Here is a 14,408-nt window from a genome sequence, read left to right as displayed (position 1 = left end):
TTATCTAAACAGTAGCCTCGGCGTGGTGCCGGAGTTGTTCGATGGCGGCAATCATTAACTCGTTATCAATTTCGTGTACTTCTACCCCTTTGCCAATTTTAGTAAGCAGCATAATAGTTAACTGACCACCCAAGTGTTCGCGGAACTCCTGTAAACCGCGCAGTAAACTTTTAGGATGTGTATCATCTTCGAGGTGCGAAAGCATTTCGGGGGCAAATAATTCAAAACCAACACCGGTAATTACTTCCAGAATTTGTTTTAATTCGTCTTCGGTAATCATGCCTTTGAGATACGAATACGTTGAGTCCAGGGCAATGCCCATAGCAACAGCTTCGCCGTGGCGGATACGGTAATTACTTAATTGCTCCATTTTATGCGCCGACCAGTGACCAAAATCTAAGGGGCGGGAAGAACCTTTTTCAAAAGGATCGCCGCTGGCAATGTGCTGTACGTGCATTTCAGCGCACCGATGAATCAGGTACTGCATAGCTGGCATATCGCGTTCAGCCAGTTTATGCGTATTTTCTTGTATAAATTTAAAAAATTCGGCGTCTTTTATGAGCGATACTTTTATGGCTTCGGCAATACCAGCACGCCATTCCCGATGCGTTAAAGTACGCAGAAAATGAAAGTCGTTGATTACGGCAAAAGGCGGGGTAAAGGTGCCCAAGAAGTTCTTTTTACCGTAAGCGTTAATGCTGTTTTTTACACCTACCCCCGAATCATTCTGTGATAATACCGTAGTAGGAATCCGGATGTGGCGGATACCCCGGTGCGCAATACCGCATGCATAACCTACCATATCTAACAAAGCGCCACCACCAATAGCTAATACGTAGGAATGCCGATCGATTCCTTTTTCGTTAATGGCATCAATTACTTGCTCCGTGTAAATCGGATCGTTTTTACATTGCTCGCCACCCGGAATAACCATAGGCTCGGCAGCGAGTTGTAAAACATCGGCGTACTGCGACGTATAATTTTTTATATCCTGTGTTAATGTGGGAAGCGCTTCAGCTACGTGATGATCCAGGACAAATAAAACCTTCCGGCCTTCTCCACCGCCCGATGCAATTACATCACGAAGCAATAGGTTCCGGAGTGAAAATAAGTTTTCGGTAAAGTGAACAGTATAATTATACGTTACCTGAAATGTTTGCTGAATGGGGTATATCTGCATGAATAAAAATTCTAAAAAATGCCGCTTGCTTTACGGCTTGTTATTGTACAGATAACAAATTTAAAAATAAAAAAGTGGTTTTATAGGAAACGTTTTTTTAATTAAAATTTAATCTGCTAGCAACCGCTGGGTTTATAGTTAAGTAACAGCAAATTGTTTAGCCATAAACCGCGATACCGGAAAAAGCAATAATACTGCCAGTCCGTACAACCATCCTGCAAAGCCCGCTGCCAGAGTAGCATCCAGGATAATTAAAGATAAAACGCCGGCTTTTACCGCTAATCGTATTTCTTTTGGTTGCAAGGTTTTTACGGCTTTTAATAAGGGCAGCATTATTAAATAAGCAAAAAGCAAGGCAAAAGGCAAGGCCGTTATTAGAGAAAAGTGCGGTAAGAAGGTTAAAGCACCAATACTTAAAAAAACTAAAATGTATAAAGCCACGGTGGCCTGTAAAATAGGCCGGCTACCGCCATGCACTTCACCCCGGCTGATGACCGTTATATTGGCAATATACACAATCGGAATAAAAGCCAGATACCAGTAATGCTCCAGACTGGCCGTAATAGCGCTCATACCTAGTAGTAAATTGCCGCCCCGGCAAGCGCCCATGTTAATCGGCCCGAGAAAACCCTGGTGTTTGCCCCAGGCATCGTACAACAAAGCCAGACCAGCCACCACTGCCGCAATAATACCGCTGGTGGTAGACACGATAAAAGCCGCTCCAATGCCGAGAATAAGTAATAAAGCCCCCAGAATGGTAGCGCTGGCCTTCGAGGCTGCTCCACTAGGTATAGGTCGTTCCGGTCGCTCTATCTTGTCTAAATCCGCATCAAAAACATCGTTAAAAACTATCCCTCCGCCGTATAAACCAATGGTAGATAAAACCAGCCAGCCCAAGTCTGACGCAAGCGGGTGGTACAAAGAACCGTAAGCCGAACCAACTTCTTGCTGAATCAAGCGTACGGCGCCTGCTGCGGCAAAACCCGCCAAGATATCTGCCACAGCGGTAACAATATTAGCCGGGCGCATAAGCACCAAATGCGCAAAAATGCGGTTCATAAGCGAAAAGAGTATGAAAGTAGTAAGTTCTAAGTAATAAGTTTTACGTTTATCCTATTCCGGATAGAGCAAAAATTAGAATAAGCTTTATGCTGTAAATATTAAGTTTATCCTTTAATAAGCAAACTTAATATTTACAGCATAAAGCTTAATTACATGGCTTAGCGGATGATGTTAGAAGTAGGCGTATTCGGCTCATCAATACGAGGCGTTTGGCCCCCGCGTAAAATCGAACTTCCGGAAAACTTCTGACTTTGGTCAACTGGTTGCGCTTCGAGCCAATCGCTTTCCGGCATTTGTCCGCTTTGGCCAAAAGCAGCCAAGGCATTGCCGTAACTTACCAAACGCACCTGTTCTTCTGGTATCCCGCGCTCCAGCATTAAGGCTACTGTTTTAGGTACTGCTAAAGGATCGCTGATGCCCCAATCGGCCGCTGAGTTAATCATGATTCTTTCGGGGCCGTATTGCTTTACAATTTCTACCATGCGTTCGTTGCCCATTTTGGTGTGCGGGTAAATAGTAAATGCGGCCCAAAAACCCCGATCCAAGACGTCTTTCACGGTTTCTTCGTTGTTGTGGTCCACGATTACCATACCCGGATCAATGCCGTGCTCCAGAGCTACTTCCATGCTGCGCAGGGTGCCTTTTTTCTTGTCGCGATGCGGCGTATGGATTTGTACCGGCAGGTTTACATCTTTAGCGATTTCGAGCTGCAAGCGGTAGTATTTATCTTCAGCGGCAGTTTGGTCGTCGTACCCAATTTCACCCACGCCCACTACGCCTTCTTTGGCTACGTACAAGGGCAACAATTCCATTACTTGTTCGGCTAGCGCTTCGTTATTGGCTTCTTTCGAATTTAAACCAATGGTGCAGTAATGTTTAATGCCAAATTGGCTCGAACGGAAACGCTCGAAACCAATTAAATGGCTATAATAATCTTTAAAGGTGCCGGCTTCGGTGCGGGGTTGCCCCATCCAGAAAGCTGGTTCAATAATCGCCACAATGCCGGCTCGGCGCATAGCCTCATAATCGTCGGTGGTGCGCGAGGTCATGTGGATGTGGGGGTCTATTAGCGGGAAAGGACTAGTAATGTTCATATTATTTATATTATAAGATGATAAATAGATAAGAATCAGGAAAATTTAAAAAATACTTGCCTGAAGTTTAATTATACAGATTGAGCAGCTACGGCTTCGCCGATGGTATTCCAGGTAAGTTCGCCGCTGGCAATTTTAGCTTTTAAATCCGGCACCGTTTCGAGCATGGTTTTAGCCTCCGGAAAATTACTTTCAGCGCAAACTAAAGCAGCGGCTTGTTGTTCCAGTTCGTTGGGTTGCGTAAATAATTTCTGAATATCCGGCCAAATAGTTTCGTCTACGAACGGCCCTACGTTGCGCCAAACTTCCGGGCTCAGGGTACGACCGGCGGCCCAGCGTTCGTGAGCAAAATCCGAAAGCGTTTGCGTTAATTTTAAATTCCGGCGATTTTCTAGACCATAAATCCGGTACAAAGGCCTGCTGGTAAAAATAGATTTTAATACCAACTGGTTCCAGGCTTCTTCGGGCAAGTAATCGTGCGGATACGGATTCTGCAACGCTACGGCTTCAAAAACCAAAGTCATGTTAGTCCGCACGCCTTCGGCCATGCGTGGTACAAGTTTCTCCGGATAAGGCAAAATGGGCAAAGCAGCGTATAAGGCTACCAGCTCGTTTACATCGGCGGTGGCAAACAATTTATCCAGCGTTTTTACATATTCTTCCGGCGATTGGTGCGGCAACGATAAAGCTAATAAAGTACGGGCGACTTGGTCGGCCGTCCAGCCTTGGGGATTAAAACCCGGGCGTAAAGCTTCGGCAGTTGCTATATCGGTTTCAGTAACTTCTAATTTCTTTTTCCCAACAAAACGGGGCACCGTACTAAAAGCCTGGAAAAATTTGCTTTCGGTTTGCGCTTCGGCTAATTGTTTTTCGAGCCAGGTAATTCCTTGGGGCGTGGTGGCGCGGGTAAGAAGTTCCGTTAAAAAGTTTTTTACAGATTCTTGGTCAGCTGTTGGCATATCAGAAAAGAACAGTTTTAAGTGAAAGCAGCTTTTCAATGGTAAATGCATACGCATTTTGCCACCTAAAAGGTATTGATTATTTACTTTAGCACTTCAAATGTAATAATATTTACTTCATTTACTTTGGAACGGCAAAATATTAGGTTTCTTTTATATTATAAATGATCTTTATCATTGTCTTTAGGCCTGGGTTCAAAAACCATAAATTATTAAATTTTTTGATTTTTGAATCCTTCTGGTTAGTAAGCAACAGAATTAGTTTTGTGGTCACATAGCTGATTGAATAACTTTATTTTCTACTATGGCCCTACTATGGCGCGGAAGTTACTTCCGTGACTTACAGATTAATGCAGATAGGTAAACTTAAAAAGTTCTCGTTCGCATAGCAGCAGCAGTTGCTTTGATTGCTTAGTGGAGTTATTTCATTGCTTGGGTTCTGTTCTTTTTGTCTTGACACAAAAAGAACCAAAAAAGTCAAGACGCTAAAAACTCGCTGACCGCTCAAACAGTTTAGCGTCAGTTCTTGCACCAGGCAACAGCCGTTTGTTTTATAGCTAATAGAATTTTTAACATAAGTAAATGAAAGAATAATAAGGTTTACTTCTTTGAATTGATAGTTGTTTTTTAATTTAATCAGAGATTTAACCTTGTTCTTATACTCAGTACAGTTTTCTTCTTTTTAGAACGTTCCGGACTAGAAAGCAAAAAGCACTTACCTTAGAAAGTAAGTGCTTTTTGCTTTACTAGCCTGCATATAGATTACTATACCAGGTATTTAAAAAATTACTTTATAGGAGAGTAATCGGTAGGTTTCATGTAAACCGATTCTACTTTGGTGGTTAAAGATCCGCCGCCTTTTACTTCGGAAGCTGCTTTTACTTTAACCCATTCTGGGTCGTTCCGGAAAGCTTCAAAAGAGGCTAAACCGGCTTCCTGACTTTTATGCGCTAATAGATAAACCAACGTATTATCCGCGCCGGGCTGACCTGCTACCGGATGGAAGTAAACAATGTTCTCCATACCGTATTTACTAAACAAGCCCATGGTATGGTCCCGGAAACGGGCATCCAGGTTTACTAAGTTATTAGGTGTAGTGGTGTACGTACGCAGCTCAAAAGTACGCTCTGGACTAGCTTGCTTTAATGTAATAGCCGGCGAGTAATCGGTAGTTTCCATGAACAATTGGTCTACTTTGGCTACCAATTTGCCATTTTCTTCCGATTTAGAAGCTACTTCTTTCCACTCTGGATCGGAGCCGAAAGCTTGCCAGGAAGCATCGCGCGCTTCGCGGTTCGGGTAAGCCAGAATGTAAATCAGTTTATTGTCCGGATTTTCCAGCGGCAACCAATAGCCAATGTTGGTCATGCCGTGTTTTTCAAAAATCCGGGTAGTATTGGTTCGGAAACGGTTTTCCAGATCGGCTAATTTGCCTGGATGCGCATAATAAACCCGCATTTCAAAAATCCGGGTATCGCGGGCAGCCGCGGGCACAGCAGAAGTACCAGCGGAGGATTGTGCTCCCGAGCCAGATTTACAACCAGAAACAATTAAAATACCAGCAAAGGCCAGTAGTAGAAAAGAGTGCAATTTACGCATACGATTAAAAGTGTAGAAATTTAAAAATGAGCAGGTTTTTAAGTGTGAGCAAATTAATTACTTACTAAACTATGGTTGAAAAAAAACGAACCGGTACAAGTATAGTAATTATTCCGTTAGAAAACTTAGGCACGAAGCTGCTATTTATACTGATTTTTTCGGAGGTGAATTTTTGAGGCTGGTTCAGACCAACAGCCAATAAGCCAGGCCAGCCGCTGTAAATTGCATCGTTAAATTATCGAGCCCGTGGTTGCTTACAGATTCAATGGCGGCTCCGCCTAATCCACAAACTACGGCGGTTTTTAAACAATCCGGCAAAGAGTAGCCAATAAAGTAAAGCCCCATAAACGATACTACAATGCTCACAACTGCCACCGCCGCTGAACCTTCTAAACTGCGGGTGGCTTTTACGCCCAGCAGCGAAGGTACCTGGTAGCGGTGTTTGCCCCAGCGCGAACCCACCGGTTCTCCTACGGCATCGCCCCAACCACCCACTAAGTACCCGATAAAAGCAAATTTTAAAAAAAAGAGGTTAGATAAAACGCCGCCTAATGCCGTTGTTACCAAAGGGATTAAAATAAACAATGTGCGATGCGGTCGATCCGATTCGCGGGCCATTACCTCGTAAAACGAAAAGTTATCGCCTTTAACAACCGCGAACAACACAAATAAACTTACAATACTGCCGAACAAAATAACGGCGGGTAAGCCGTACTTTACCTGAAAAATGCTGGCAGTAGAAAAAATTAAAAAATGAAATATTTTACGCGTATAAGCCGTGCGGACCTGGTGCTGTTTTTTTAAATAAGAAACCAATATAGATACCACCAATACGTAGCCAAAGATAAATGGCCCCAATTGCCAGATTAATTCCGAAGTTGGAATGGCGCGGTTAATAAAGTTTTGCAGCATAATACAGCTCGGGTAAGTGCGTTTTATCGAGTACTTATTATGGAGGGTAGAAGTTGTAATAGATTGTTTAGACGAAAGGAGGACATGTTTTTCTTTGGAGTCTTTTCAAGCTTTACTTAGAGCCGGTGCCCGCCTCCATGCATTGGTGATATCTAACTGGCGAGCTTCAAGTTTTGCCTCCTGGCCGGCGGGCCTCGTTTGGCTCTTTCGCGCGGTGTATCCCTCCTTTCCTCGCTCCGCTGCGGAATGCCTCGTTCCTCGGCACCGGAAGTCTACAAGGCGCTCAACAGCCAAACTGGTGTCTTTGCTTTTAGCTTCTGCTGCTGCCAAATTGGAAGTAATAGGATTTGTCTTTAAGCAGAAAAGGCAGGTATTCTGGTGGATACCTGCCTTTTGTAGAGTTACGTAGAGATAAATTTTAGCGCCTTGGTTGGTGTCTTCACCAAACAACTGTGTTCTTAAGCCTGCAAGAAATAAATTTTTAAAAAATTTCTTTAGCGATGGCCGCGGTAGCTTCCGATTTACTCATGGTATAGAAGTGCAGGCACGGAACCCCAAACTGTACCAATTCTTTGCATTGCTGCGTAGCCCACTCAATACCTACCTGGCGAACAGCTTGTGGCGTTTGCGCTTTATCAATGGCCTGCACCAAATCATTAGGAATATCGATGTGAAACAAATTAGGCAACATGCGCAACTGGTTCTTCACGGTAAGTGGTTTGATGCCCGGAATGATAGGTACGTTGATGCCGTTCTCGCGACAAGCTTTTACAAAGTTGACATACTTTTGATTATCGAAAAACATTTGTGTGATGATGTACTGGGCGCCCATGTCTACTTTCATTTTTAAAAATTTTAAGTCGATTTCCAGATTGGGGGCTTCGCTGTGCTTTTCGGGGTAACCGGCTACTCCGGCGCAAAAATTTGTAGGAACCGGGTTCGCAATATCTTCGTCGAGGTAAAGGCCTTGGTTTAGGTTACATACTTGTTTTAGTAGTTCAGAGGCGTACGCATGGCCATCGGGGTGCGGCCGGAACTGGGTTTCGGTTTTAATGGAATCACCGCGTAATACCAGCACGTTATCAATGCCCAGAAAGTTAAGGTCCATTAAAGCGTTTTCAGTTTCTTCTTTGCTGAAACCCCCGCAAATAATATGCGGCACGGCATCTACATTGTATTTGTGCATAATAGCGGAGCAAATACCAACGGTACCCGGCCGTTTGCGAATACTAATCTTTTCGAGCAAGCCATTTTCCCGTTCTTTAAACACGTATTCTTCGCGGTGATAGGTAACGTTAATAAACGGCGGCTTAAACTCCATGAGCGGATCGATGCCGTTGTAAATAGACTGAATGCTGGTACCTTTTACCGGCGGTAAAATCTCAAAAGAAAAAAGCGTTTTTTTCGCGTTTGCTATATGTTCGGTTACTTTCATGTCGGGAATTAGGAATCGGGCATTAGAAATTAAGAATGGCCTAAATTGTTGTTATAGTAACAATCTTCCAGCAATTCTAATTTCTAATTCCCAATTTTTAATTTATTTAATTATCGTACCCCAAGTTAGGCGCCAGCCAGCGTTCGGCTTCACTTAAAGTCATGTTTTTGCGCTTGGCGTAATCTTCGGCCTGGTCTTTATCTATTTTACCTAAGCCAAAATAACGCGCTTTCGGGTGCGAAAAATACATGCCAGATACTGCCGCAGTTGGGTACATGGCCATGCTTTCGGTTAAGGTAATGCCGGTATGTTTTTCGGCTTGCAGCAGTTCAAATAAGGTAAGCTTTTCGCTGTGCTCGGGGCAGGCCGGGTAACCGGGTGCCGGACGAATACCCTGATATTCTTCAGCAATTAACTCATCGTTGGTCAATTGTTCCTGCGGGGCGTAACCCCACAATTCTTTCCGTACTTTTTCGTGCATTAACTCGGCGAACGCTTCGGCCAAACGGTCGGCCAAGGCTTTAATCATGATGCTATTGTAGTCATCGTGGTCGGCTTCGTATTGGGCAATCAATTTGTCGATACCGAGTCCAGTTGTTACCGCAAAGCCACCTATGTAATCGTTTAATCCGCTTTCTTTCGGAGCAATAAAATCAGCAAGCGCTAAATTGGCTACGCTGCCGCCCTTCTTGCCTTGCTGCCGTAAAGTCCGGAAAGTTACCTGGCTTAGTTCCCGGCTTTCATCGGTATACACTTCAATATCGTCGTCGTTAACGGAATTTGCCGGGTAAATGCCAACTACAGCATTGGCTTGCAATAATTTTTCTTTTACTACTTTTTTAAGCAGTACCTGCGCATCTTCGAAAACCCGCACGGCTTCAGCTCCTACTACTTCGTCCGAGAGAATTTTAGGATATTTTCCGTGCAGTTCCCATGCCTGGAAAAACGGCGTCCAGTCGATGTAATTTACAATTTCGTTGAGCGGATAATCGGTAAAAACCTGAGTGCCCAGTACTTTAGGCGTGTACACGTCTTCGGCGCGCCATTCAATCGGAAACTTGTTAGCGCGGGCTTCGGACAACGTCACAAACTGCTTGTCTTTCTTGCGGTTCAGGTAGCTGTCGCGCAGTACTTCGTATTCAGCCTTTACATTTTTAGCGTAGGCTTCTTTTTGTTCGGGTTGCAACAGGTTCCCTACTACGGGTACCGTGCGCGATGCGTCCAGTACGTGTACTACCGGTCCACTGTAATTCTGATCAATTTTAACGGCCGTGTGCGCCCGCGAAGTGGTAGCGCCGCCAATAATGAGCGGTGTTTTAAAATTCAGTCGTTCCATTTCTTTGGCTACGAACACCATTTCGTCCAACGAAGGCGTAATTAAACCGCTTAAACCAATAATGTCCGCGTTAATATCGATAGCCGTCTGCAAAATTTTATCGCAGGATACCATGACGCCTAAATCCACGATTTCGTAGTTATTACAAGCCAACACCACACCTACAATGTTCTTTCCGATGTCGTGTACGTCGCCTTTTACCGTAGCCAGTAATACTTTACCGGCATTCTTACTTTCGTCGCCGGGTTGTTTGGCGGCTTCAATGTAGGGCAGGAGGTAGGCCACTGCTTTTTTCATTACACGGGCACTTTTTACTACCTGTGGCAAAAACATTTTACCTGCCCCAAATAAATCCCCAACCACGTTCATACCTGCCATTAACGGGCCTTCGATTACTTCCAAAGGACGAGCGTATTGTTGACGCGCTTCTTCAATATCAATATCAATGTAATCGGTAATACCTTTTACCAGCGAGTGCGTTAAACGTTCCTGCACAGGAGCGTTGCGCCAGGCTTCGTCCTTTACAATTTCTTTGCCTTTGTTTTTTACTTTTTCGGCGTGTTCAATTAAACGCTCAGTGGCATCGGGCCGGCGATTAAACAATACATCTTCTACTAACTGAAGCAGGTCTTTCGGAATTTCTTCATACACTTCAATCTGGCCGGCGTTCACAATGCCCATGTCCAAGCCCGCTTTAATAGCGTGGTATAAAAATACCGTGTGAATCGCTTCGCGCACCAGATCATTACCCCGGAAGGAGAAGGAAACGTTACTTACTCCACCGCTTACTCGTACGCCCGGTAAATTTTCTTTTATCCAACGGGTAGCATTAATAAAGTCGATGGCGTAATTGTTGTGCTCCTCCATGCCCGTAGCCACGGTGAGTATATTGGGGTCGAAGATGATGTCTTCGGCCGGGAAGCCCACGTCTTGGGTGAGTATGTTGTAAGCGCGCTGGCAAATTTCGATGCGGCGTTCGTAATTGTCAGCCTGACCTTGTTCGTCGAAAGCCATTACCACCACGGCGGCGCCGTAACTCAAAACTTTGCGGGCAACTTCTTTAAATTTTTCTTCGCCTTCTTTTAAGCTGATGGAGTTAACAATGCCTTTACCTTGCACGCATTTTAAACCCGCTTCAATTACACTCCATTTGGAGGAGTCAATCATGATGGGGACGCGGGAAATATCGGGCTCGGAGGCAATTAAATTTAAAAAATGAACCATGGCTTTCTCCGAATCGAGCATGCCTTCGTCCATGTTCACGTCAATAATCTGAGCGCCATTTTCAACTTGTTCGCGGGCAATGGCCAAAGCTTCTTCGTATTGCTCGTTCAGAATTAAACGGGCAAATTTCTTGGAACCAGTTACGTTGGTGCGTTCGCCAATATTTACAAAGGTAGAGCCTTCAAAAATAGTGAGTGGTTCCAGACCGCTGAGTTTAGGCAAGGGCGGCAATTGCGGAATGGCGCGGGGTGGGTATTTAGCGGCTTCCTGAGCAATAGCTTTAATGTGTGCCGGCGAGGTGCCACAACAACCACCAATGATATTTACAAAATTATTTTCCAGAAAGTCATGAATATGCGCGGCCATTTGCTCCGGCGTTTCGTCGTACTCGCCAAAAGCATTTGGTAAACCAGCATTTGGGTGCGCACTCACGTAAAATTTAGCTTCTTTAGCCAAGGTTTGTAAGTGCGACCGTAATTGTTTGGCCCCTAAAGCGCAGTTTAAGCCTACACTCAATAAAGGTAAATGCGAGATGGAGAATAAAAATGCTTCTACCGTTTGACCTGATAAAGTCCGGCCGCTGGCATCGGTAATCGTACCCGATACCATAATCGGAATGCGTTTACCGGTACGTTGCGAGTATTGGTCAATGGCAAACAGCGCCGCTTTCGCGTTGAGTGTATCAAAAATAGTTTCTACTAACAAAGCATCAACACCCCCGTCTACCAAGCCTTCTATCTGGCCAGTGTAGGCTTCTACTAATTCGTCGTAAGTAATAGCCCTGAAAGCCGGGTTATTTACGTCCGGCGACATGCTGGCCGTGCGGTTGGTCGGGCCAATAGAACCAGCCACAAAGCGCGGCTTGTCCGGATTTTGCGCGGTATATTCATCGGCTACTTCCCGGGCAATTCTAGCCGACTCGTAATTGAGTTCGTACACTAGGTCTTCCATGTGGTAATCGGCCATACCCACGGTAGTAGAACTAAAGGTATTGGTTTCGGCAATATCGGCGCCGGCGGCAAAGTAATTAGCGTGTATCTCCCGGATGATATCGGGCCGGGTAATGGATAGTAAATCGTTATTGCCTTTCAGGTCGTGCGGGAAATCCCGGAAACGTTCGCCGCGGTAATCTTCTTCGGTGAGTTGGTAGCCTTGAATTTGCGTACCCATAGCGCCATCCAGCACCAGGATGCGTTTTTTAACTTCTTCTTCTATGCGTGTCATCGTGTTATAAGCAAAAAAAGATTAACCCTTCTGGAGGGCGTAATTTTTTGCTTATCAAGAGTTTTGAGCTGAGTTTTTCAGGCGGAAAGCCTTTTCTACCCTCATCTTCCCCCACGGTGTGCACCGTTCGGGGCTGGAAGTAGCACCCTGCCAGCCAGGGTTGCTAAGACATCAACGGGCCAAGTCCCTCCGTCTTTCTTGATAAGTTTGGCAAAGATAACACGCTGATTTTTATTGTGCAAATACCAGATGTATTTATAAATAATAGGAGCTTAAGGTATATTCTTGTGAAAAATTTAAATATCAGGCTAATATTAACAAATTAACAACCGCATCAGACTTTTGATTTTTTTAATTATGCTACCAGGTAAAAGGTTAAACTTAGATGAGATTGGACAAACCCGGAATGCTATTCAATCTGTTTGTAAAATAGAGGAAATAAGCCCCGAATCAATAAAAGAGGCTATCGTAATTCGAGGCTTATTTTCAGGAAGCTGGCATAATAATTTACTCAATAAGTAACTTGCCGCTTTGCAGTACCTTACCATTGTCAGCTAAAATCCGGTAAAAATAAATTCCGGTGGTAACGGGCGGTAGTTTAATGCGGGTATTGCCGGCGTTTAATTTGGTTTGCAGGATAACCTGTTGCAGGGCATTATACAGCCGGTACTGCACCCGGGGTACCTCGAGTTTATTCTTTACCCAAACAAAGTCCCGGGCCGGATTAGGATAAGCCGTAAACAACTCACCTGTGCCTGGGTCAGAGATGCCAGGGCCTTCCCCAAGGCCGCCGCTTACTAATGGGGGTGTAGCTACCAGAGTAAGGGTAAAATCTTGCTGGATTAAAATGCCATTTACTTCGGAAATACCGCGTAAAACTAATATATACGGCTGGCTTCGTCCCCACGATTCTTCGGGGTTTAAGGTTATTTCAGCTAAAATACCATCTTCCGTAGCAATGGTGTCCATTGGTATAGAGGCAGAATCAAAAAATAACTCGGAGTAAGCATACAGGTTTTTTGCCTGGCCGGTAGTTTTGTATTTTACTTTTATTTTAATAGGCTGCCCAGCAGTAAGAAAGATCTGGTTTTCATCGGTAATAGATAATTCCGAACGGTTTTCGATGGAGAAGGAATGAGTGAAATTATCCGGGGCGGGAGTAACGTTAATAATAAAATCGCGCATAATGGTGCCCACCAGGAGTTTGTTCCGGTATTCGTTTACACGCACCGCAAAACTGTATCTTCCTAATTGCTCCGGTTTGTCCCAGATAAATTCGCCGGTTTTTGCGTTAATACTTACTTGCGGTGGTAAGGTGTAGCCTTTTACATTTTGTATTAGGCCAATGCCATTGTCGTTTAAAGCGCCACTTAAAGGAGTTATAAGTTCGTATACTAAGCTATCACCATCTAAATCAAAGGTAGCCAAACTGTGCCGGAACGTTTGATTTTGCACCGCGCACGGAATCATACCCATGATAAAAAGCTGTGAATGGTTTGTAACATCAAACGGATCGATTGAGAACTGCGCTTTAATGGTTAAAGCTTGCTGATCAGAATTAGTAAGATTAACTATATTATTGGTACGGCTAGGGGAATAGTAAACTGCTGTAAAGGTGCCTGGTCCGGAAAAAGTATATTCAAAGAAATACAAATTTTGATAAATAGAACCACAGGAATTAGAGATCGCGATTTTACTTGTTCGGGCGGAAGTAATTTTAATTCCATCGCCTAAATACAAGGTAGCCGCCGGTTCGTTTGCCTGACTATTCCTGTCAGTAAAAGTTACCAACTTAAAGAAATAGCGGAGCGGGTTAGCTCCAGCCGTAGTATCGGCTTGATAGGTAAGCTGACCACCCAATAAATGCGTAGCCTTGGCGGGTAGAACCACCAGGAAAAATAACAGCAAACAACCTGATAAAAAGCGGAAAGTAGCAGCCATAATTTAGTAAAATTTAGAGATAGTAGTGCCTTGTTACTATTAATAAAATAAAACTGCTTCCCTCTTAGTCAACACCAAGACCTTTACTAGAAAACAGTAATAAAAATAATTCTGGTTAATACTAAATTAAAAGTGTAATCACTGCACCAAGGAAGAAAAAAGTCTGTAATGATTTTACTTAATGTACTTTATCTTGTTGATTTACAAAGAAGTAAAATGCTTTCTGGTTATCTTTTTTATTCCTGTTAGGTAAGTTTAGTAAAAGCAATTATTAGTGCTTATTGTAATTCAAGATCGAAACACTATTTACTATTTGCCACCAGGTTAGCCAACGTAGAGTAACCTTAAAGCAAGGAATTTATTTCTTCCGTTTAATATAAAAAGCTTAGGTTGAAAATAAGCTATGCCTGGGCTATGAGGTAAGAATTAGAGGAATCCAAGT

General features: G+C 43.9%; 9 protein-coding genes and 1 riboswitch. All 9 genes read right to left on the bottom strand.

Features of this window, described 5'->3' with window-relative positions; genetic code table 11:
* Positions 1–4: 4 nt before the first annotated feature.
* On the bottom strand, positions 5–1,180 hold the full coding sequence (locus HUW48_RS23330; RefSeq protein ID WP_182413223.1) for a 3-dehydroquinate synthase: 1,176 nt from the start codon (positions 1,178–1,180) through the stop codon (positions 5–7).
* Positions 1,181–1,318: 138 nt separating this feature from the next.
* Entirely contained in the window at positions 1,319–2,239 is a 921-nt protein-coding gene (gene eboC, locus HUW48_RS23325) for a UbiA-like protein EboC (protein WP_182413222.1), read from the bottom strand.
* A gap of 161 nt (positions 2,240–2,400) precedes the next feature.
* Positions 2,401–3,336: a TatD family hydrolase gene (locus HUW48_RS23320; RefSeq protein ID WP_182413221.1), complete on the bottom strand. Its 936-nt coding sequence runs from the start codon at positions 3,334–3,336 to the stop codon at positions 2,401–2,403.
* A gap of 71 nt (positions 3,337–3,407) precedes the next feature.
* On the bottom strand, positions 3,408–4,295 hold the full coding sequence (locus HUW48_RS23315; RefSeq protein WP_182413220.1) for an EboA domain-containing protein: 888 nt from the start codon (positions 4,293–4,295) through the stop codon (positions 3,408–3,410).
* Positions 4,296–5,081: 786 nt separating this feature from the next.
* Entirely contained in the window at positions 5,082–5,894 is an 813-nt protein-coding gene (locus HUW48_RS23310) for an NIPSNAP family protein (RefSeq protein ID WP_182413219.1), read from the bottom strand.
* Positions 5,895–6,077: 183 nt separating this feature from the next.
* A complete protein-coding gene (locus tag HUW48_RS23305; protein ID WP_182413218.1) occupies positions 6,078–6,806 on the bottom strand; it encodes a diacylglycerol/polyprenol kinase family protein in 729 nt (242 codons plus the stop codon).
* Positions 6,807–7,287: 481 nt separating this feature from the next.
* Positions 7,288–8,241, bottom strand: a complete 954-nt coding sequence (gene metF / locus HUW48_RS23300; protein WP_182413217.1) for a methylenetetrahydrofolate reductase [NAD(P)H] — start codon at positions 8,239–8,241, stop codon at positions 7,288–7,290.
* 106 nt (positions 8,242–8,347) lie between these two features.
* Positions 8,348–12,025: a methionine synthase gene (gene metH, locus HUW48_RS23295; RefSeq protein WP_182413216.1), complete on the bottom strand. Its 3,678-nt coding sequence runs from the start codon at positions 12,023–12,025 to the stop codon at positions 8,348–8,350.
* 98 nt (positions 12,026–12,123) lie between these two features.
* Positions 12,124–12,233: riboswitch (SAM riboswitch) on the bottom strand.
* A 299-nt stretch (positions 12,234–12,532) separates the two neighbouring features.
* Complete coding sequence (locus tag HUW48_RS23290; RefSeq protein ID WP_182413215.1) at positions 12,533–13,966, bottom strand: T9SS type A sorting domain-containing protein; 1,434 nt, start codon at positions 13,964–13,966, stop codon at positions 12,533–12,535.
* Positions 13,967–14,408 lie beyond the last annotated feature (442 nt).

The organism is Adhaeribacter radiodurans, assembly GCF_014075995.1.
Taxonomy (GTDB): domain Bacteria; phylum Bacteroidota; class Bacteroidia; order Cytophagales; family Hymenobacteraceae; genus Adhaeribacter; species Adhaeribacter radiodurans.
The sequence above is the reverse complement of the archived record's forward strand: the minus strand, read 5'-3'. Positions and strand labels throughout refer to the sequence as shown.